General features: G+C 50.9%; 18 protein-coding genes. 16 read left to right on the top strand and 2 right to left on the bottom strand.

Going from position 1 to position 20496, the window contains the following annotated elements; translation table 11 throughout:
• Nucleotides 1-114: 114 nt before the first annotated feature.
• The 13 genes from PspTeo4_RS11170 to PspTeo4_RS11230 all read left to right on the top strand — a co-directional run bounded on the left by PspTeo4_RS11170 (nucleotide 115) and on the right by PspTeo4_RS11230 (nucleotide 13996).
• The gene (locus PspTeo4_RS11170) at nucleotides 115-786 is read left to right on the top strand and encodes a GlxA family transcriptional regulator (protein ID WP_322363804.1); all 672 of its coding nucleotides are present in this window, start codon (nucleotides 115-117) and stop codon (nucleotides 784-786) included.
• Between the two features lie 451 nt (nucleotides 787-1237).
• Nucleotides 1238-2548, top strand: a complete 1311-nt coding sequence (locus PspTeo4_RS11175) for an oxidoreductase (RefSeq protein WP_322363805.1) — start codon at nucleotides 1238-1240, stop codon at nucleotides 2546-2548.
• 15 nt (nucleotides 2549-2563) lie between these two features.
• Nucleotides 2564-3013 (top strand): flavodoxin domain-containing protein, encoded by a 450-nt coding sequence (locus PspTeo4_RS11180; protein ID WP_322363806.1) that lies wholly within the window; start codon nucleotides 2564-2566, stop codon nucleotides 3011-3013.
• A gap of 280 nt (nucleotides 3014-3293) precedes the next feature.
• Entirely contained in the window at nucleotides 3294-4493 is a 1200-nt protein-coding gene (locus PspTeo4_RS11185; RefSeq protein WP_322363807.1) for a cytochrome P450, read from the top strand.
• A 143-nt stretch (nucleotides 4494-4636) separates the two neighbouring features.
• Entirely contained in the window at nucleotides 4637-6154 is a 1518-nt protein-coding gene (locus tag PspTeo4_RS11190; RefSeq protein WP_322363808.1) for an APC family permease, read from the top strand.
• A 163-nt stretch (nucleotides 6155-6317) separates the two neighbouring features.
• Entirely contained in the window at nucleotides 6318-7439 is a 1122-nt protein-coding gene (locus tag PspTeo4_RS11195) for a Re/Si-specific NAD(P)(+) transhydrogenase subunit alpha (RefSeq protein ID WP_322363810.1), read from the top strand.
• Between the two features lie 11 nt (nucleotides 7440-7450).
• Nucleotides 7451-7762 carry an NAD(P) transhydrogenase subunit alpha gene (locus PspTeo4_RS11200; RefSeq protein WP_322363811.1) on the top strand — a complete coding sequence of 104 codons (312 nt, stop codon included), beginning with the start codon at nucleotides 7451-7453 and terminating at the stop codon, nucleotides 7760-7762.
• 2 nt (nucleotides 7763-7764) lie between these two features.
• A complete protein-coding gene (locus tag PspTeo4_RS11205; RefSeq protein ID WP_322363812.1) occupies nucleotides 7765-9201 on the top strand; it encodes an NAD(P)(+) transhydrogenase (Re/Si-specific) subunit beta in 1437 nt (478 codons plus the stop codon).
• A gap of 222 nt (nucleotides 9202-9423) precedes the next feature.
• The gene (locus PspTeo4_RS11210; protein WP_322363813.1) at nucleotides 9424-10536 is read left to right on the top strand and encodes an S-(hydroxymethyl)glutathione dehydrogenase/class III alcohol dehydrogenase; all 1113 of its coding nucleotides are present in this window, start codon (nucleotides 9424-9426) and stop codon (nucleotides 10534-10536) included.
• Nucleotides 10537-10603: 67 nt separating this feature from the next.
• The gene (locus tag PspTeo4_RS11215) at nucleotides 10604-10987 is read left to right on the top strand and encodes a VOC family protein (protein ID WP_322363814.1); all 384 of its coding nucleotides are present in this window, start codon (nucleotides 10604-10606) and stop codon (nucleotides 10985-10987) included.
• Between the two features lie 124 nt (nucleotides 10988-11111).
• Nucleotides 11112-11903, top strand: coding sequence for a helix-turn-helix transcriptional regulator (locus PspTeo4_RS11220; RefSeq protein WP_322363815.1), 792 nt, complete (start codon nucleotides 11112-11114; stop codon nucleotides 11901-11903).
• An 89-nt stretch (nucleotides 11904-11992) separates the two neighbouring features.
• Nucleotides 11993-12886 carry an alpha/beta hydrolase gene (locus PspTeo4_RS11225; protein ID WP_322363816.1) on the top strand — a complete coding sequence of 298 codons (894 nt, stop codon included), beginning with the start codon at nucleotides 11993-11995 and terminating at the stop codon, nucleotides 12884-12886.
• A gap of 381 nt (nucleotides 12887-13267) precedes the next feature.
• On the top strand, nucleotides 13268-13996 hold the full coding sequence (locus PspTeo4_RS11230; RefSeq protein ID WP_322363817.1) for an SDR family oxidoreductase: 729 nt from the start codon (nucleotides 13268-13270) through the stop codon (nucleotides 13994-13996).
• A 994-nt stretch (nucleotides 13997-14990) separates the two neighbouring features.
• Here PspTeo4_RS11230 and PspTeo4_RS11235 read toward each other — a convergent pair.
• Nucleotides 14991-15725 (bottom strand): TorF family putative porin, encoded by a 735-nt coding sequence (locus PspTeo4_RS11235; RefSeq protein WP_322363818.1) that lies wholly within the window; start codon nucleotides 15723-15725, stop codon nucleotides 14991-14993.
• Nucleotides 15726-16383: 658 nt separating this feature from the next.
• Here PspTeo4_RS11235 and iolG point away from each other — a divergent pair.
• On the top strand, nucleotides 16384-17376 hold the full coding sequence (iolG, locus tag PspTeo4_RS11240; RefSeq protein ID WP_322363819.1) for an inositol 2-dehydrogenase: 993 nt from the start codon (nucleotides 16384-16386) through the stop codon (nucleotides 17374-17376).
• A gap of 9 nt (nucleotides 17377-17385) precedes the next feature.
• Complete coding sequence (locus PspTeo4_RS11245; protein ID WP_322363820.1) at nucleotides 17386-18348, top strand: Gfo/Idh/MocA family oxidoreductase; 963 nt, start codon at nucleotides 17386-17388, stop codon at nucleotides 18346-18348.
• 123 nt (nucleotides 18349-18471) lie between these two features.
• On the opposite strand, the gene PspTeo4_RS11250 is transcribed toward PspTeo4_RS11245, so the two are convergent.
• Nucleotides 18472-19746, bottom strand: coding sequence for an NAD(P)/FAD-dependent oxidoreductase (locus tag PspTeo4_RS11250; RefSeq protein WP_322363821.1), 1275 nt, complete (start codon nucleotides 19744-19746; stop codon nucleotides 18472-18474).
• A gap of 458 nt (nucleotides 19747-20204) precedes the next feature.
• Between PspTeo4_RS11250 and PspTeo4_RS11255 the strand changes: the two genes are divergently transcribed.
• Entirely contained in the window at nucleotides 20205-20465 is a 261-nt protein-coding gene (locus tag PspTeo4_RS11255; RefSeq protein ID WP_322363822.1) for a hypothetical protein, read from the top strand.
• Nucleotides 20466-20496 lie beyond the last annotated feature (31 nt).

A 20496-nucleotide genomic window follows, 5' to 3' on the forward strand; every position in this document is an offset into this window, starting at 1 on the left:
TGGATACTCAGCCACTTTCATCTTCCATACCAGACACTTGCCTGATTATCGGCTCCCCAGAAATTTCAGAGTCACTGGCTCATAATGCACAAACCGTCAACTGGCTCAGGCGGCATGCCGCTAAAGTCCGAAGATGTGCCGGCCTATGCACCGGGGCATTTTTTTCTGGCAGAAGCCGCACTGCTCAAGAATCAAAAGGCAACCACGCATTGGCGTTACGCGCCTGTCATGGAAGAACGCTATCCAGAAATCGCCGTCCTACCGGATTCAATTTTTATCCAGGCCGAAAATCTTTGGACGTCTGCCGGGGTCAGCGCCGTGATCGACCTATGCCTAGCCTTTGTCGAGCAGGACTGCGGACACGAGGTTGCACTCTACGTGGCCCGAGAACTGGTTATCTACCTCAGAAGACCTGGCGGACAGTCCCAGTTCGCTGGTGAGCTTACAGCCAAACCATCGAGCAAAAAAAACATCCTAGATACTCAGGCATGGATTCTGAACAATCTGGACAAAAAGCTGACGATTGATGACCTGTCCTCGATGTGCACTATGAGCGCGAGAACATTTCGCAGAACCTTTCAAAAAGAGGTCGGAAAATGTCCGACTGAATTTATCAGACAGGCGCGAATGGACAAAGCAAGAGCGCTACTGCGCGACAGCACATTGCCGATAAAAAGGATCGCATTCAATTGCGGATTTCCTTCAGACGATCAAACGCGCTCAACTTTCAAAGAGCTTTTAAAAATCACGCCAAGGGAGTACCGCGATCGTTTTAGCCGATACTAATTGATTTGGAAAATGACGGTGAGCTCCCTAATTAAATCAACGGTTTGTAGTGCAGGAGTCAATGAGCCTAGCCCTGTTACCATCAGTAGAGTTTTATATTCCAAGGTAACGATCGGTAACACTGAAAAGTGCAAGGTGACCAAGCTGAACGATTCCATGAGAGTTATCTATGTTGACTCAACGGGCAGCTTTCATATCCCATCATGTGCAGAACCGTAAGTAAAGAGACTACATCGAGTGCGATGACCCGCGCTAATCCGCAGGCTTCGGCCAAGCAGGCCATTTACTCTTCCGAGTATCGATCTGGTGCGTCGATCGTCAGCTTGCCCAGAGATGGAGCGCTTTAGCACCTCAGCACCCACGTAAGCCGGGGCAATGGACATTGGCATAAGACGTGCATTCATTTCAGCACAAGGCTAACGTTCGTTAGTTAGCAAGGGAGGAAGGAAGAATGGCTATAGCAAATCCCACCATCGCTGTTCTGGGCAGTGGCCCATCGGGCTGCTACACAGCCCAATTCTTGCGGAAGAAATGGCCAGACGCAGAGATTACCATTTTGGAAGCGCTTCCCGTGCCTTATGGACTCCTCCGCTATGGAGTGGCCACCGATCACCAGGGCACCAAAGCCATTGAGGCCCAGTTTGATCGCCTGTTCGAGCGAGACGGTGTCCAATTTGCTGGGAACGTCCATGTCGGACATGACATCAGTTTTGAGAGAATTGCCGACAGCTTTGACATCGTCGTACGTGCTACCGGATTGCGACATGACCGTAAGCTTTCAGTCGAGGCTGATGCTTGCTGCAATGTGATCGGCGCCGGCGCACTACTCAAGGCGTTGAACGGCTATCCAGCACTTGAACTGCCACTGACTGAGACAGGAGATCTGGCTCCTCTTGGAAGACACGTGGCGGTCATAGGTAACGGTAACGTTGCCATGGACGTTATCAGGCTGCTGTGCAAATCAGAGCCGGGCATGATCGGTTCTGACGTAGACGACCGACGCTTGTCTGCGCTCCGTGCAGACGGTGTGGAAAGCATTGAGGTCTTTGGACGCTCGCCTGCCGGGCAGGCCAAATTTGATCTATCGATGCTTAAAGAAGTCGTTGCGCTTGGAGGAGTTAGAATTGAGCTCACCGGAATTACTGAGTCCGACACCGGTAAGATCGTGGAAACTTTGCTGGAGGCCTCGAACTCTCGGGCCAGCGACAGCCAAATTATTGTCCGATTCCATTTTGGCGCAACGCCTAAAGCGATAGCGAATAACGGCTCGTCATTGCAACTTTCAATGAAAAGGGCAGAAACATCTGACCCTTCAGAGTTTTATGTTGACTCAATTATCTCAGCCACCGGCTTCACCAATGAAAGTCCCTGCGGAAGCCCCTGCACTGAATCAAACTGGATCGGGAAAAATGTTTTCAAGGTCGGTTGGTTAAACCGCGATGGAAAAGGTGCCATCGCTGAAAACAGAAAAGATGCAAAGCAAGTAGCTGAATTAATCTGTGAAATGTTCGATGCTGGCCGTCTATCATCCTCCAAACCTGGATTCAATGCCATCCGCAACGAACTGGCCAACCCAATGGTTGATTTCTCAGGCTGGAAGAAAATTGACAACTACGAAAAAGCGCTAGCGCCTGAGAGCCGCTGTCGGAAAAAAGTAACCGATATCGAAACTATGCTGGCAATCGCTAACGACCTGCATGCTCTGAACGAGTCGAGCTTCATTAAAAAAACAGATGAACTCGTTTTCCAAACCCAGCCTTGATAAGGGTGAAACACAATGATTAGTATCACTTTTGGCACTGAAAGCGGCAACTCCGAGATGGCAGCTGATGACATGGCAGCGTATATCCAGGAACGAGGCATTAACGCTGAAATTATTCCAATGGAAGATTTCAGCGTTAGCGACCTGCCAAACGCTCATAAATTGATTGTCATCACTTCAACTTATGGCGAGGGCGAGCTACCGGAAACGACGGCTCCATTTTATGCCGCGCTTCTTTCCGACTCACCTGACCTCTCGGCTGTTCAATTCGCTGCTTTTGGCCTGGGTGATAGCACCTATGAAACTTACGGCAACGGGATTGACTTGGTCGCGGCAAAATTGTCCGAATTGGGTGCACGCCAAGTTGGTGATACGGGCCGACATGATGCTGCAAAAGGTGAAGCGCTGTCGGACGTGGCGACGAATTGGATCGAGTGCATTCTCCCTCTACTTAATAAAGCTTGAAGGTTCGCTCGCAGCGAAATCGTCAAGCGCCGGGTAGTGGTTTAGAAATGTAATAGTATTCCATGAGCCACAATCCGCCTCTGACATGGCTGTATATGCTGAACGTCTCTACAGCACACTTGAGGAACAATGCCATGGACATTACCACTACCCAAGCTTTGCGTGATTTTAAGAGCTACCTTAACGAAGCAATCAATGGCTGCATGGTTTGGCTTGCGTCGATAACGGATAACGTTGGATAGCCCAAACTGTCTCCCGTGAAGTTATTTGGAGGTTTGTAATGAGCAAGGTTGTGCCCGAAACCGGTGATTTCTTACCCTGGAACGATCCGGCGTACATTGCCAATCCGTTCCCGTGGTACGAGGATGCACGCAAGAACCACCCTATCTACAGAAGCAGCGACGGCACTTACATCGTCACTCGCTACGAAGATATTGTTAAATACGGAAAACTGCCATCTTTAAGCATCGTGGATCCTGAATGGGTACCACCGGGGCCATGGAAGGTATTGTCGAAGACCGTCTTGTTCATGGATCCGCCCAAGCATACAGAAGTTCGACGCCGCACCAACAAATGGTTCACGCCAAAATTGGTGAACCGATGGGTGGAAGCCTCAAAAGACTTCGTGAATGATCGGCTGAATGAACTCCGTTCTGGGGAGACTTTTGATGCCAACATGCTATTAGGCGTCGGCCCCACCCATGCCGCGATGTGCAGTGCGCTCCAAGTGCCTCCTCATGGGTTTGAGCCCGTTATCTTCTCGATGCACAAAACCATGGCAGCTCTTGCTGCCAATGCCAGCGAGCGAGTGAATTTCGAAGCTGCTGAGGCGTTTGAGTACATGAGCAATCGTGTCTCGGAAATCATTGCCTACAAACGTGCCAATCCAGGGGATGGCATGGTCGATGCCCTGATCAAAGCGCAAGATGAAGGCGAAATCTCTGAAGACGAACTTTTCCAGTCACTCGTTCTGTTCTGGGGATCGGGGGGGCACAACCCTTCCTACATCGTAAGCTCAGGCATCGAATATTTCGCACGCCATCCAGAGGTGTACGAGATGTACCGAAGCCAACCAGAGCAGCGAACCGCGATCATTAACGAACTGTTCAGGCTGTATCCGCCCGAGTTGTCGTTCGCCCGCTACGCGACTGAGCCTTTCGAAATGCTCGGTGTGCAGATCAATCCTGGTGAACGGATTCGGTTCATCATCGATTCGGCAAATCGCGATGATGAGGTTTTCCCGAATCCGGAGGCGCTCGATCCAACCCGTCCGCCACAGGCGGCACAGAACATTTCGTTCGGGATGGGTGCGCATCAGTGCGCGGGTCAGGTGATCAGCCGGGCTGAAGTGGAGACCATTTTCAGAGTACTGACTGAGCGTGTCGCAAGCTTCAAGCTGGAGGGCACCCCTCTGATGGATAACTCTGACCGCTCCCGCGCCTATGTAAATCTTCCTGTATCCGTACAAAAGCTGTCCTGAAATCGGTTAGCCCACGCAGCTCGCCAATCGTCACACCCCCACCCTATCGGATGTTTTTCGATAGGGTGGATTTTTAAAGTACTGCCTGTCCGAAAGTCTTGACGCATTCGATCGACTTTTCGGTCGCCCTAGATCTAGCCATAATGCTTAGCTATGAGGTAACAGCGGTGACGCCAACAATAAATCAAGCCAACTATGCAGCCTTGCACAACAGTGTTTCACCGAATATCGGTGAGTCTGCACCAACCCTACACGGCAACATGGGTGTTTCATCACTCACGTTATCTGTACTTGCGTTCTCCGCCCCCATTGCGGTAGTCACAGGCTTCCTACCTCTGACCATTTCTTTCGGTGGACGAGGCACACCTGTCGCTTACTTTCTTGGCATCTTGATGGTTTTGGTATTTGCTATCGGATATATGGCCATGACACGCAATATGCCTAAGCCTGGTAGCTTTTACGTGTTCATCAGCAATGGGCTAGGCAATATTATGGGGCTTGGCGCAGCTTACCTGGCGACCTTCTCTTACCTTCTGTTGCTTTGCGGAAGCTATATATTCCTAGGCGTCTGTGCGAACGAACTCTACACCAGCCTCACCGGCATGGAGTCACCATGGTGGGTGTGGACTGCGCTTGTATGGGGCATTGTGACTACGTTCGGCTTCTTGCACATCGAATTTTCGGCTAAAGCGCTGAGTATCGCGATGGTTGGCGAAGTTCTAATCATCATGATTTTCAACGCAGCCGTTTTGTTTAAGAACGGCTTCTCGACGATGCCCATTGACCCGCTGATGCCCCAAACTCTCGTAGCCGGTAACATTCCAGTAGCTGTACTATTTGTGATTCTGGTGTTCATTGGCTTTGAAGCGACCGCACTTTACCGAGAAGAAGTTAAATCACCAGAAAAGACCATTCCACGCGCCACTTATACGTCGGTGTTGGCCATCGGTCTATTTTATGGCTTTACCTGCTACATGATGATCGCGGCTTACGGTGATAGCGCAGTTGACATTGCTACCAAAGAGCCTAGCATCATGTTCTCAAATGCGATTCACGCGTACCTTGGTCAGACCTTCACTCAAATCAAAAACTGCTTCGTCGTTTTCTCTCTTATCGCAGCCCTGATTTCAATTCATAACGTGCTTACACGTTACGTACTGAATATGGCGGTAGATGGCACGCTGCCTAAATCTCTGTCGAAAATTCACAAACAGCATCGCTCCCCTTACCGCTCCTCCTTTGCGGTGTCGCTTGTGGCTGCTGTCTTCCTCATCATTGCCATGGTGGCACCTAATGTCGATCCAATCGTCATCTATGGCCTGACTGGCGGGTTAGGTGCAGTGGGTATCATTTTCCTCATGGCATTGGTAAGTCTTGCAATCGTGGTTTGGTTCCTCAAATTGAAAAGACGTCGCCTCGAAAACCCTTGGAACAAGTACATATTCCCAACGCTCGCTGCGACTTCCTTTATGCTGACTGCAGTTTATTCAATTAAAAACTTTGAGATCGTTGCGGGCGGCGAAAAGGGTGAAAATATGATCTGGCTTGGGAGCCTGGCCGGCGTGTTTGCCTTGGGTGTTATGCTTGCGATTTACTTTAGGCTAGCCAAGCCTCAAATTTATAAGAGCATTGGCCGGTCAGAGACCATCTTCAACGAATAAACATCCGGCAGTGTGGAGTGCGCCACCATTATAAGCGCATTCTCTAACTCGCCTTAAAACATGGCGAAGCGCCTGCTTCGTCATGTCCAAATAGAACGACTTTTCGTTCTAATATTTTCTCGACATGCTAGAAGTCCATCCAGCACTGCCTAGGAGGTTTGACGTGCATATTGGTGTTCCTTTGGAATCACGTCTGGGAGAGACTAGGGTTTCTGCAACTCCGGAAACCGTCAAAAGGCTAATCGGCCAGGGACATAAAGTTACCGTCCAGTGTGGCGCCGGCATCCTTGCCAGTATTACTGATGCCGCCTACGAGTCTGTGGGGGCGACGATTGGAACCTTGGCAGATGCTTTCTCAGCCGAAGTCGTTCTCAAGGTTGTCGCTCCCGATAAGAATGAAATTGCCTTGCTCAAACCAGGCACTGCAGTGATTGGTATGTTGAACCCTTTCGACAATACATTGATCGAAACCTTAGCTAAGCAGCGCATTACGGCTTTTGCACTTGAAGCTGCTCCTCGGACATCCAGGGCTCAGAGCCTGGATGTGCTCTCATCCCAAGCCAACATTGCCGGCTATAAAGCAGTGCTTCTAGCTACAGAACATTATCCACGCTTCATGCCGATGCTGATGACGGCTGCTGGAACAGTGAAAGCTGCCCGTGTGCTTGTCTTGGGAGCAGGCGTTGCTGGTCTGCAAGCCATTGCGACAGCTAAACGACTGGGCGCGGTGATCGAGGCATCCGATGTACGTCCGGCAGTTAAAGAGCAGATCGAATCACTCGGGGCAAAATTCATCGATGTTCCGTATGAAACAGACGAGGAACGTGAATGCGCGCAGGGCGTCGGTGGCTATGCTCGCCCAATGCCTGCCAGCTGGATGAAACGGCAGGCGGAGGCCGTTCATGAGCGTGCAAGGCAGGCAGATATTGTGATTACTACGGCTTTGATACCTGGTCGCAAAGCACCAACACTGCTCAGCGCTGAAACTGTAGCCGAGATGAAACCTGGTTCTGTTGTCGTAGATTTGGCTGCAGCTCAAGGCGGCAACTGCCCGTTTACGGTAATAGACAGCGTCGTAGTCAAGCACGGCGTTACGATCATTGGAGAAACTAACCTTCCTGCCCTTCTCCCTGCAGATGCTTCAGCTCTGTACGCCCGTAACGTCCTGGATTTCATGAAGCTCATTGTCAACGACAAGAACGAGCTCACTGTAAATCTTGATGATGACATCGTTGCCGCATGCCTGATGTGCCTTGACGGCAAAATCTACCGTAAGAACGGATAAGGACTGAGAAGATGGAAGACATGATCACCTCCGGGGTGTACAACTTAATCATTTTTGTGTTGGCCATCTACGTCGGCTACCACGTTGTTTGGAACGTTACCCCTGCCCTGCACACTCCACTAATGGCGGTCACCAACGCGATTTCCGCCATTGTTATCGTTGGTGCAATGCTTGCAGCTGCACTTACTGTAACGCCCGCAGGCAAAGTCATGGGCACCCTCGCTGTCACACTCGCAGCTGTTAACGTATTCGGCGGCTTTTTGGTGACACGCCGTATGCTGGAAATGTTCAAGAAGAAAAATAAAAACGAGGGGCGTAACTAATCATGAGCATGAACTTCGTAACGCTGTCCTATTTGGTTGCCTCAATATGTTTTATCCAGGCACTTAAAGGGCTGTCGCATCCGACAACCTCACGCCGAGGCAACGTTTTCGGTATGCTGGGTATGACCATCGCCGTCGCAACCACTGTAGGGCTGATCTACAAGCTCGGCGCTGACCTGGCAACAGCCGGCATTGGCTATGTTGTGCTTGGTCTGCTCGTTGGTGGCACCGCTGGTTCGATCATGGCAAAGCGGGTAGAGATGACCAAGATGCCCGAATTGGTTGCCTTCATGCACAGCATGATTGGTATGGCAGCCGTCTTTATTGCCATCGCTGCGGTGCTTGAACCCCAGTCGCTGGGCATCGTCAGCTCCATCGGCATACCAATTCCGACGGGCAATCGCCTGGAGCTTTTCCTGGGCGCAGCGATCGGTGCAATCACCTTCTCTGGCTCCGTCATCGCTTTTGGCAAGCTCTCCGGGAAGTACAAATTCCGCCTCTTCCAAGGGGCACCCGTCCAGTTTCCTGGCCAGCACAAGCTCAACCTGCTCCTCGGCGTGTCTGCAGCCTTGCTCGGATTGTGGTTCACATTCACGGGCAACTACACCGCATTCGCAGTGATGGTCGCAATTGCCTTCGCATTGGGTGTGTTGATCATCATCCCGATTGGTGGGGCGGATATGCCGGTGGTAGTGTCCATGCTGAATAGCTATTCCGGCTGGGCCGCAGCGGGAATCGGTTTCTCGCTCAACAACTCGATGCTGATCATTGCTGGCTCTCTGGTTGGCTCGTCCGGTGCCATCCTCTCCTACATCATGTGTAAAGCGATGAACCGATCGTTCTTCAACGTGATCCTGGGGGGGTTCGGCTCGGAACCAGATGCCGGCGCTGCTTCGGGCTCCCAGGAACAACGGCCAGTGAAATCGGGCTCTGCTGATGACGCCACCTTCCTGCTGAGCAACGCTGACAATGTAATCATCGTACCGGGCTATGGCCTGGCAGTCGCGCGGGCTCAGCATGCTCTCAAAGAACTGACAGAGAAACTCACGGAAAACGGGGTCACCGTCAAATACGCCATTCACCCAGTGGCAGGACGTATGCCTGGGCACATGAACGTACTGCTGGCGGAAGCCGAGGTGCCCTACGACCATGTCTTCGAGATGGAGGACATTAACGCTGAGTTCGGTCAGGCGGATGTTGTACTGGTGCTGGGTGCCAACGACGTGGTCAACCCTGCGGCGAAAAACGATCCGAAGTCGCCGATCGCCGGCATGCCGATTCTTGAAGCATTCAAGGCGAAAACCATCATCGTCAACAAACGCTCCATGGCCAGCGGCTATGCAGGCCTCGACAATGAGTTGTTCTACCTAGACAAGACCATGATGGTATTCGGTGACGCCAAGAAAGTGGTGGAAGATATGGTCAAAGCCGTAGCCTAAATCCATCTCCCAGAACACGGCTAGCTGCCTTCGGTAGCTAGCCGTTTTTTATTTTTCTAAGACCACTGTTCGGCCTATGCACTTCAGGCCGCTGCGTTCCCATTGCGTGCTTTTTGCTTGGCCGATTAGCACGGTTTGATGGCCGATAATCATGGTCAAACAGCGCCTGCCCTGATGCCGAGACTAGTAAGGTAGAACCACGCTTTCAAACGGCAGGCCAATATGATCAAGTCCAGGGCAGCTGTAGCCTTCGGCCCAGAAAAGCCATTGCAAATCTTCGAAGTTGATGTTGAGCCCCCCAAGGCTGGCGAAGTCCTCGTCAAAATCGTGGCAAGTGGCGTCTGCCATACCGATGTCTATACCTTATCAGGCAACGCCCCTGAAGGCCTCTTCCCTGCCATTCTTGGCCATGAAGGCGGTGGCGTTGTCGCAGCTATCGGAGAAGGTGTCACGTCGGTATCTGTGGGCGATCACGTTATTCCGCTGTACACAGCGGAATGTGGAAAGTGCAAGTTCTGCACATCGGGAAAAACCAATCTGTGCCAAGCCGTCCGAGCGACGCAAGGCAAGGGGCTGATGCCAGATGGAACAAGTCGTTTTTCCTATCAGGGTCAACCCATTCACCACTACATGGGTACCTCGACCTTCTCAGAGTACACAGTTGTCCCTGATATTTCCCTGGCCAAGATCCCAAAAGAAGCGCCTCTAGAAAAGGTGTGCTTGCTAGGCTGCGGTGTGACCACCGGCATCGGCGCAGTACTCAACACTGCAAAGGTTGAAGAAGGTGCGACTGTCGCGATCTTTGGCTTAGGGGGAATCGGCTTGTCCGCCGTCATTGGAGCCAAGATGGCTAAAGCGAGCCGGATCATCGCCATCGACATCAACCCTGCGAAATTCGACATTGCACGTGAACTGGGCGCCACCGACTTCATCAATCCCAAGCAGCATGATCGTCCAATTCAGGAGGTCATTGTTGATCTGACTGATGGCGGTGTCGACTACTCGTTCGAATGCATCGGCAACGTGCAATTGATGCGTGCGGCACTGGAGTGCTGCCACAAGGGCTGGGGTGAATCGATCATCATCGGCGTCGCAGCAGCAGGCCAGGAAATCAGCACCCGCCCCTTCCAGCTAGTAACAGGCCGCGTCTGGAAAGGCAGCGCATTCGGCGGAGTCAAAGGGCGGACTGAACTGCCGAGCTATGTCGCAAAGGCTCAGCATGGCGAGATCCCCTTGGACAAGTTCGTCACACACACCATGGGACTGGATGATATTTATGAAGCTTTCGAACTTATGCGTAAAGGCGAAAGCATTCGCACAGTTATTAAGTTCTGAATTGAAGTCCATATCGGCATGCGCTGGACAAGCGCATGTTCTCTACTGCAAACCGAAGGAGGTTGAAATGTCTGTATTTACTCATGTGACCGTAGGTACTCAAGATCTGGCTCAAGCTCGGCAGTTCTACGACAAGGTGCTCGGCACCATCGGCCTGAAACGCGTAGCCGATCTTGGTGAAAATGGCTCGATCTGGGGTGAAGACAAACCGTCGTTCTTCGTTCTGAAACCTGCCAACGGCCAGCCTGCCTCTGTAGGTAACGTTGTGACCATCAGCTTCCAGGCGCCTAACCGTGCCGCTGTAAAAGCGTTCCATGAAGCTGCTCTGGCCCTCGGCGCCAAGGATGAAGGCGCAGTAGGCGAACGCGGCTGGGCACCTAACGCCTTTGCTGCGTATGCACGTGACTTAGACGGCAACAAGCTCGCCGTGTACAGCTTCACTGCTGAGTGAGGTGAGAGCTCCACGGTGCGCAGAGCACCGTGGAGCTGCTAGATCGCAGCGAAAAAAGTGTGGCGAAGAGGGCTAGAATAGCATTGATAGACGCTGCTAACGCTTACCGTTACAGTGTCACCCCATGATCGAAACAGTCTCCCCCTCCTGCTATGTTCCTGCGTTCAAAGCACCAGAGGAACGCCTCAGATCAGTCGCTCGCGACTACGCAGACAGCTATCGACTTCATGAGCACTGGCACGACGGAGCACAGCTCATCTACGCAACATCAGGCGTAATGGAGCTCACATGTGACGAGGGCTTCTGGATGATCTCCCCCCAGCAAGCTTTGTGGGTGCCGCCGGTGGTACAACATCAGCTCAAGGCACGTGGAAACGTTCACTTACGCACGGTCTACCTGCATGAATCGCTCCTCACTTCCGACTTCCCATCTGCACCACAAAGCTTGGTCGTAAGCCCTCTGCTTCGTGAACTCATTTTGCGGGCAGAACCAATATCCAGCTCTACCCTCCCGACAAGTCGCGAGTTTCATCACATGCAACTGCTATTGGATGAGATACGTTGGGTGTATGAGATCCCCCTCAAGCTACAGATGCCTAAGGATGGCCGCCTTCAAAAAATCTGCCTTTCGCTACTACAAAATCCAGGTGATCCGCGCAGCTTGGACGATTGGGGGCAATGGGTAGGAGCATCGACGCGGACTTTATCCCGCTTGTTCCAAGCGGAGCTCGGCATGTCTTTTCTTCTGTGGCGTCAGCGGGCCAGAGTATTCTCAGCCTTACCTCGCCTAAATCAGGGCGAGGCCATCATTCAAATTGCTGCAGACCTTGGGTATGACTCTGCAGGCGCTTTCTCCACGGCCTTCAGACGGCTGATGGGCAGCTCCCCGCGCGACTTCAAATCCACGCTTGGCTGATTGGCGAAAGAAGCTGGCTTACCTCAGGGAGAAGCCGTCTCGAGACGGATTTACGATCCTAGCCATATCCCAAGCTAGAGATCTTCATCATGCACAGCTACATCCGCCAGTCTCACAAAATTCCCGTCCATGACGTGGAGCTCGATGGATGGCTCTACCTGCCACAGACCGAAACACTGTCACCTGCCATCCTGATGAGCCACGGTTTCGCGGCAGTCAAGGAGCTTTATATCGATAAATTCGCAGAGACGTTCGCCGAAGCTGGCTATGTCGTAGTTCTCTACGATCACCGAAACTTTGGCAAGAGCGGCGGTCAGGTGCGCGGGGAAATCATCCCTCAGCAGCAGATTGAGGACATGAGGGAAGTGCTGACCTGGTTGACGCAGCGTCCCGAAGTCGATGCCTCTCGAATCGGCGTCTGGGGCTCCAGCTTCAGTGGCGGCCATGCCATCACAATGGGGGCTTTGGATCGCCGAGTGGGTTGTGTCGTATCTCAGGTGCCCACAATCAGCGGTTACCAAAACCTGTTACGACGTGCAGGAGTAAACATCCACTCGGTATTCCAAGCGTTCCAAGCCGATCGAGCGGCCCGCTATCAAGGCAAGGAGCCAAGATATCGCAAGGTCATTGCCCAGAACGGCGAACCAGGCATCTTTTCCAGTGATGGCGCGGAAGACTTCTTCAGCGCAGCATGGACGCTTGCAGAGGGCTGGGATAACCGCGTTACGCTGAGATCCAGCGAAAAAGCGAGTGAATACGAACCCGGTCAACTCATCGATCGAATCAGCCCTACTCCGTTGCTGATGCTGGTCGCAGAAAAGGACTCTGTCACCCCAACAGACTTGGCGATTGCAGCCTATAGCAGAGCCCTTGAACCCAAAAAGCTGGTCATGCTTCCCGATGCCCACTTCGACCCCTATGTAAAACATGCCGCGCAAGCGAAACGCGAGGCATTGGGCTGGTTCAATCAGCACCTTATGTAATCATACCGGACACCAGTATTCAGCACGTTGCAAATGAGAGACGCATACCACCGTATGCATCTCTCATTGCCCCTTTCGCTCAAGCTACTGTTGCAGATCTTCCCACCACGCACTATCAGGCACCATCTGTAACAAGCTGCCATTTCGCATACCACCCCAACAATACGACACGATCATCGGTCTATGGCAAAAAGCTGACCTGAGGTGTCTACACCGGCCGTCCCATGCATCCCACCACTAAATTGCGAGCGCTCTTCTGATTGGCACGATAAATGCCTTTTTAGATTGCTAACGCACATTTGTTAGGCGAGCGATGAGTTCAGCGTTTATACCCTGCCTATCGCTCAAACTTGCACACCATTCCAATATGAGGCAGTACCAATGCCAGGTAGACTCGAAGGGAAGAATATCATCGTTATAGGTGGGACAAGTGGTATGGGCGCTGCACAAGTTTCACGCTTTGTGCAGGAAGGTGCGAAAGTGATAGCCGCCAGTCGAAACGTCACCCGTGGGCAAGAGTTCGTCAATCAATTTGGCTCTGCAGCAAAGTATGTCGAACTCGATGTGGCTAACGAGCAAGGGTGGCGTCACCTCATCTCAGAAGCAGAGATTTTTTTTGAGGGCCCCGTGCATGGCTTGGTCAACAATGCGGGCGTTTTGCTTGAGATGGGAATTGAAGAGACGTCACTGCAGGCATTCCAAGAGCTCGTTGACATCATGCAAACCGGTGCATTTTTGGGCATGAAGAGTGTGAACCCTTCCATGAGACGCAATGGAGGGGGATCAATCATTACGGTTTCCTCCACAGCGGGGATCGTGGGGTACGCTAATTTCTTTGCCTACACGACCACCAAATTTGCAGTACGTGGCATGACGAAGGCCGCCGCCCTCGATTTGGCAAAGTATAAAATCCGAGTGAACAGTGTTCACCCTGGTGATACCGAAACACCAATGATAGCCGATAAGGGATATTCAGCGGACTCTGTACCACTTAAGCGGTTCGCGCAACCGGAAGAGATCGCATCACTCGTTCTCTTTCTACTTTCAGACGAGGCGGCTTACATTACAGGTGCCGAACACATAATTGATGGCGGATTCACTGCTCAATAGAGCAGATTCGACCTGCAACCATCCCCCAGTTAGCGGGGATGGTCTTACAGACCTCCCAAAAGGTCAAGGATACTAAAATACGCTATTAGATTAATCACTTAATTTGCCGATAGCCACACTAGGGTTGCTATCCCAGATCAGGCTTATAATCAAACATGGAATATACCTGACGGGACAAAAATTTACCTTTACCCATTAAAGGGGTATAACGGAGCGAGGGTAACGAAAGGTAACCTTCAATATTTTCAATGAAATAAATAACTGCATGAATAGTCCCAGTAGTTTGAATCGACAAATAATAGCTAGCTATCTATACAAAACACACTTGTAGTTTCTTGGGAATTAGACGGCCTGGGTGTCACGAGGTGATTATGCTTTTAGCTCTATCTATTGACAGTCACCCACGCTACGCGTCGTATTCTTTGTACCTTATCACAGACATCGGGCTGTCCAACTGGCTGTCTCGCACCCCGGCGATAAAAAGCGCCCAGAGTTTGACCATAGGCAATGTCGGCATGGTTCTATTAAGTTTTTTTCAGCGGGCGCTTTGCTAAGAATTTTAACTAACGGGAAATTGGCAGGAACCTATAAATTAGGTAGCGCTGCCCTTGCGGGACTTGTTCCTCTATGCTTTGGGGGGTTGTCTCTAGTTTCTGTAAGTGGCGCACTTGTAAATTCAACCTGAAATCCGGCATATTAACGAAAGCCATAAAATTTTGGCGCAGAACTCTAACAGAAAATACATACCCAGTTAAAAATAAAAGTCCGAATACTATTGATGCCAAAACAGGATCGCCTTCATCCACCTGCCCCAGCCGCAATGATCTTTAGGTCGGCACGTCCCTTAATATAATAGCAACGAGGACTTAGATGCCCGTTACGGTGAAGCAGCCAAGAAAAGCGTGTCGGCGCTTGAAAGGAGGCGACCACCTGCCTCCTTTCTCGAAGTAGACTGAGGAAATCAGCTAAGAGGCTGCTGAACACCTCATGATCCTTAGAAAGATTTGCTAACCCCGGCAACCACTGTGGCAGAGCAAATGTCATCAAACCCAGCGAAATTCATACACTCCGCTTTAGACAAATCGCTATCAGCGTAGCTGATCGACCACTTAACTCCTAGGAATTCCTTGTTGAATTCGACCTGCCACTCATTGTACTTATTGCGAGCGCTACCATCTCCAGAGACAAACACTGGATCCTTATAATCAGCCAGGCCATACCGAGACTTGAAGCCAACATCACCCGGCAACGTAGTCTCATACCCAACGAAACTATAGAGCATGCTCTGGTTGCTCCATAGGTCATCAGAGTAGTAACCACCAGCGATGAATCCATAAGCATTGAGCTTTGCATAATACTCGCTGTAATTCAGATCACCTTGCTTAGGATATTCGTACTCCAGATAAGTCAAATCCAAAGTCACTTTATCAGCAATTTGCCACGAATACCCCAGATAGTAGTCAATCTCCTGCCGGGCTTTGCTACCGTGCCCAAAATCAACATTGGAACTCCAAACCCCTGCATATAAGCCACTGGAATGAATCAGAGTAACTGCCCCTTGGATAGCGGGATCCCCCAGGGTCTGAGACATACCGCGAGACCAGTACTGGCTGTACAACCCAGCATCAACCGCTAGCGTGAAATCCTTGCTCAACTCAATCGCATTGCCTTCCGACCATGGCGCAACTGCCGCCAAAATAATAGACGCCATCTTAAAAGCATGCTTCATACATATCTCCAACTATAATTTTTGTTAGTTTTCAGAGAGCAATTACAACCACAGAAGCGACAACGCAAGCAAACAGACCAACTCCGAACCGACAGTTAATCCATCAGCAGTGGCCTTGAGCACCTAATCAGTGAATTGCTAAATGAGAGGCAAAAGACTCAAATAGTTTCTATTTTTATTTATACCAACTCCACAACCGAGGCATGAGGCCCAGCCAGGTCTGCATTATGACTACTTAGCTCTCGTGTTCTAACGCTTAGCCAAGGGAGCTGCCTACCGAATCGATAGACTATCCCCACATAGCGGACGTAACTGTGCCAAACTGAGACAGTGATCCCTCAAAACGTGCCAGCATGACCTGATTTCCGGTTCAGAGCATTGACCAGATCAGCAACGGGTTAAAAAACACGAGCGCCACAGTGAAAATGTGTCATACGGGATGACTGCCACGGCTCCTTATGAACCACGACCATCTTGTGCACTCTAGATGGCCCTGACTAGAGCTTTAAATATAGATAATATCCAGGACAAACATTCCAAGCTGATAACTTTTAGTTTTCACGACTTATAGAAAAATACGATTCGCCCGTGATAGTGCTCGCTGCCACTCTTCTTTCGCCGTCTTCAAATCAACAATCTACAAGACAGAGATAGCGATATGCTCAGAGTAGGTATTCTAGGATGCGGTCGAATCGGAAATGTCCACGCGGCAAGCCTAATGCAGATTGCATCCGCCAAGCTTGTAGCGGTAGCTGACGCCATCCCCGCAGCAGCTGACACATGTGCCAGCCGCTTCAATGTTGAAGCCAGGACAATCGAAGGAATCATTCGGGCAGAAGACATAGATGCGGTTGTGATAGCGACATCCTCCCCGACTCACTTCGATCTTATCCATGCTCTGGCAGACGCAGGAAAGTCTATTTTCTGTGAAAAGCCTATCGACATGTCTTCGGATCGGGTTCGTCAGTGCATCGCAAAGGTCTCAAGCACCGGCGTGCCGTTTATGACCGCATTCAATCAACGGTTCGATCCGCACTTTGGCGCATTGCAGAAACGCCTAGCTGCGGGTGAAATCGGCCAGCTGGAAACTGTCACCATCACGTCCCGCGACCCAGCTCCACCTCCGGTCGAGTACCTGAAAGGCTCTGGTGGGATCTTCAGAGACATGATGATCCATGATTTTGACCTGGCGCGTTTCTTATTAAGTGAAAATCCTACCAGGGTGTTTGCCACAGGATCAGCGCTGGTAGATCCAGCGGTTAAAGACGTGGGTGACGTTGACACCGCTGTAGCAATACTTATGACCAAGTCTGGAAAAATCTGTCAAATCTCCAACTCGAGACGTGCTAGCTATGGCTATGACCAAAGACTCGAAGCACATGGTTCCAAAGGTATGCTGAGAGTTACAAACATTCATGAAAGCCCAGTTGAAAGTGCGACAAGTGTAGGTTTCACCATGCCTGTCGCCAAGCCATTTTTCCTGGAGAGATTTGGCCCTGCATACCTCGCAGAAATGGAGCACTTTGTTCACTGCACGTCCACTGGTACATCGCCTACCCCGAACGCTGCTGATGGATTATTTGCTCAACTGATCGCGGATGCTGCCGCTGAATCTCTAGTATCTGACCAACCTGTCGACATCAAGTATTGAGAATAACAGATGAAAATCGGCATTATCGGTTTAGGCAACGTCGCAGAACTTCATGTCACTGCGCTGAAGGAAATTGACCCCACCGCCTACGTCGGCGGATGGGGTAGAACGCCCAGTAAAGCAGCTGTGTTCAAAGAGCGGTTTGGAGGTGTGCTTTACCCGACTCCGGAAGCCTTGCTTGATGATTCTGGCATCGATGCGGTTGTGATCTGTACCAACGCAGAAACGCACTTTCACTTCGCCAAGGAAGCTCTATTCGCGAGAAAGCATGTACTGATCGAAAAACCAATTTGCACGAATACTAATCAAATCCGCGAGCTGGAGATACTTTCGCGCAGCGTCAACCGCCTGTGCATACCGTCGCATAACTATGTCTATGCCGAAACAATGCAGCGTGTTCGCGCCCACATAGATGCCGGGCACCTCGGAGAAATCGTTAATTTCTGGGCAATCTATAACAAGCGTCATCCTGCTGAAATTGGCGCACCTGACTTGACCATGAGCGAACTCATGGTTCATCACATCTATTGTATGCTGTATTTCCTGGGACGACCGGAGCGAGTATTTGCCACAGGCTCTAATGTCCATTTCGATGACCCGCAAGCACACGATCAATTAATGATCATCGCAGAGTATCCAAATGGCAACATCGCGAATCTTTGGGGCAGCTTTTCAGCCGATGACTGTAGCCGTGACCCTTGGTCTGTATACTTCAAGATTATCGGCAAAAATGGTTCTTCAGTAGTGCCATGGGATACGACAAAATTTGTGAATGCAAGACTTCCGTTCTGGGATGACGGCACGTATTGGGATAGTTTCTACCAAATCCAAAAGTTCTTTATTGAGGAGTGCCTCACTGGCAAACGTGCACCGCTCTCGTCCCTGAGCGATGCTTATGACGCAGCTGTAATTATGGATGCAGCGCGCAAGTCCATTGAGGAGAGACGATCTATCGAACCCGAATACAGCTGACAATTAAACGAAACACCCCGAAGCAATTGGCCAACTAAACGTTTGCCGCAGTAGCACTCACACTACTGCAGCAAACTCATACATCATCTGCAACCAACACTTACGCTACACTCAATCTCTATTTCAGTGCAGCTTGAGCCTCGGCCGGGTCTTCCGCTGCAACAATTCAGAGAATGCCTTTAGCAGCATCCTTGGCGCACCAAACAGCGCTACCTGATGAAGCCGATAAAGTGACATATATAACATCCTTGCAAAAAGACCTTTGGTGAGCTTTTTCCGACCAAGCAGTCCAGTCAGCGTTCCTACTGCATTGAAGGACGCCATTGATATCAATGTCCCTCGGTCTTCATATCTGAATTTGAGCAGCGATTTGCCAGCAATCCGGAGGGCCAGGCTTCTGCTCAGCATCTCGGCTTGTTGATGGGCAGCCTGTGCTCGAGGAGGCACAGTGCCTGCTCCCTCATCGGATAATGGACAGGACGCACAATCACCTATGGCGAAGATTGAGTCATCCTCGGTTGTCTGGAGCGTACGCCGAACCAAAAGCTGGTTGATCCGATTCGTCTCAAGCCCGCTTAACTCCTTCAGAAATGCAGGTGCTTTGATACCGGCAGCCCAGATCGTCATGTCGGAGGCAATAGCTCCACCGTCCGCCAGCACTACACCATCAGCCTTCACCTCCTTTACCGCCGTGTTCACACGGACGTCAATCCCCAGCTGGGCTAGGCCTGAGTGAACAGTCTCGCTCACATCTTGATTCAAAACAGGCAGAATCCTCGGGCCAGCTTCTACCAGGGTCACTTGCAGGATGTCCGGGGATGCATGACGAAGCCCATATCCCTCAATGACACGGACGGCATGCTGCAGCTCTGCGCACAGCTCAACCCCGGTAGCACCGGCCCCTACAATAGCGATTCGGAGGGGGTTAGATGCATCTTCAGCATGCGCACGCATATAGCGTGCGAGAAGTTGTTTCTGAAGCTTTTCTGCTTGGATACGGCTATCCAGGAATTGGCAATGTTCTTGAACACCCACAGTGCCAAAATCATTGCACTGGCTACCAACAGCCATAACAAGCGTATCGTAAGGTACTTCCCGCAAGTCTCCGCCGGTGGACTTGAGCATCACTACTTTCCGCACACGATCCAGACCCACCATGCGACCATACTGAAATGAAAAATAATTCCATTTAGCTTGCGCGAAATAATTCACTTCATCAACACTGGGATCCAACGAACCCGCTGCAACTTCGTGAAGCAGCGGTTTCCAAATATGCGTTAAATTTGCATCTACTAATGTAATCGTCGCCTTCTTGCGCTTTCCGAGCACCTTACCAAGCCGAGTCGCCAACTCAATCCCGCCTGCGCCACCACCCACAATCAAAACCCTATGCTTCATTATTTCACCCCAGACTTAATACAAGCGGCACACACACGATAGCGGACTAGCGCAATCGAGCAAAAAAGGCAGGCAGCGACAAACCAAAGAACAATCAAATTTTTATTTAGCTTCACTACCAACCCTTTACTGAACCGCAGGGTTATCTAGCAATATTGAAACAATGAGCTTGATCAGTAATAAATCAAACCTGACCCAGGCTGTCGGCTCAAAAACTCGGATCCCGCCCTCACAGACGTCAAGAATATTTTGTTTTACTAGCACAACCAGCACATATAACCTGCTGGCTAACAGAGGGATCTGCATCCATTTCGATGGCACTATAAAAACGCTAACGAACATGTCGCTCTATCTGAGGAAACCATACATCAGGCGCCACATCCCTCGGATCTCGCAGCCGCACATCGGCCGTCACCTAACAAATTGAGTAATAAGCCAAAAGCTAGGAACCGCAGCAAATGAGACAAGCAGTGGGGCAAAATCCGCATTCCAGACGCCTCAAGATCACGCCGACGATCCTAAAGCAGTTAACAAGCCAATTTCTGCCCCATTTTGGTACACTCGACACAACTTCTCAGACAATCTGCGACCGCGCCTGCCCCATTCCCATATCTATTTTTAACCTTGTTGCGCACTGTCGAACGCCCGTTGCTCTTTTACCAACGGGCGAGAACCAAGCGGTTATTGGAATTGATGAAGCCAACGGATTGGCGCGCTAAGCGAGGTAGATGAAAGGAGCCTCTCATTTGA

Origin of the sequence: Pseudomonas sp. Teo4 (assembly GCF_034387475.1) — a bacterium.
Classification (GTDB): domain Bacteria; phylum Pseudomonadota; class Gammaproteobacteria; order Pseudomonadales; family Pseudomonadaceae; genus Aquipseudomonas.

Excerpts from the sequence above, each read along its gene's own strand:
- PspTeo4_RS11180 (WP_322363806.1), top strand. The coding sequence starts at position 2,564 with ATGATTAGTATCACTTTTGGCACTGAAAGCGGCAACTCCGAGATGGCA.
- PspTeo4_RS11210 (WP_322363813.1), top strand. The coding sequence starts at position 9,424 with ATGATCAAGTCCAGGGCAGCTGTAGCCTTCGGCCCAGAAAAGCCATTG.
- PspTeo4_RS11220 (WP_322363815.1), top strand. The coding sequence starts at position 11,112 with ATGATCGAAACAGTCTCCCCCTCCTGCTATGTTCCTGCGTTCAAAGCA.
- PspTeo4_RS11235 (WP_322363818.1), bottom strand. The coding sequence starts at position 15,725 with ATGAAGCATGCTTTTAAGATGGCGTCTATTATTTTGGCGGCAGTTGCG.
- PspTeo4_RS11250 (WP_322363821.1), bottom strand. The coding sequence starts at position 19,746 with ATGAAGCATAGGGTTTTGATTGTGGGTGGTGGCGCAGGCGGGATTGAG.
- PspTeo4_RS11225 (WP_322363816.1), top strand. The coding sequence starts at position 11,993 with ATGCACAGCTACATCCGCCAGTCTCACAAAATTCCCGTCCATGACGTG.
- PspTeo4_RS11205 (WP_322363812.1), top strand. The coding sequence starts at position 7,765 with ATGAGCATGAACTTCGTAACGCTGTCCTATTTGGTTGCCTCAATATGT.
- PspTeo4_RS11245 (WP_322363820.1), top strand. The coding sequence starts at position 17,386 with ATGAAAATCGGCATTATCGGTTTAGGCAACGTCGCAGAACTTCATGTC.
- PspTeo4_RS11170 (WP_322363804.1), top strand. The coding sequence starts at position 115 with ATGCCGCTAAAGTCCGAAGATGTGCCGGCCTATGCACCGGGGCATTTT.
- PspTeo4_RS11230 (WP_322363817.1), top strand. The coding sequence starts at position 13,268 with ATGCCAGGTAGACTCGAAGGGAAGAATATCATCGTTATAGGTGGGACA.
- PspTeo4_RS11255 (WP_322363822.1), top strand. The coding sequence starts at position 20,205 with ATGAGACAAGCAGTGGGGCAAAATCCGCATTCCAGACGCCTCAAGATC.
- iolG (WP_322363819.1), top strand. The coding sequence starts at position 16,384 with ATGCTCAGAGTAGGTATTCTAGGATGCGGTCGAATCGGAAATGTCCAC.
- PspTeo4_RS11215 (WP_322363814.1), top strand. The coding sequence starts at position 10,604 with ATGTCTGTATTTACTCATGTGACCGTAGGTACTCAAGATCTGGCTCAA.
- PspTeo4_RS11175 (WP_322363805.1), top strand. The coding sequence starts at position 1,238 with ATGGCTATAGCAAATCCCACCATCGCTGTTCTGGGCAGTGGCCCATCG.
- PspTeo4_RS11190 (WP_322363808.1), top strand. The coding sequence starts at position 4,637 with ATGCTTAGCTATGAGGTAACAGCGGTGACGCCAACAATAAATCAAGCC.
- PspTeo4_RS11200 (WP_322363811.1), top strand. The coding sequence starts at position 7,451 with ATGGAAGACATGATCACCTCCGGGGTGTACAACTTAATCATTTTTGTG.
- PspTeo4_RS11185 (WP_322363807.1), top strand. The coding sequence starts at position 3,294 with ATGAGCAAGGTTGTGCCCGAAACCGGTGATTTCTTACCCTGGAACGAT.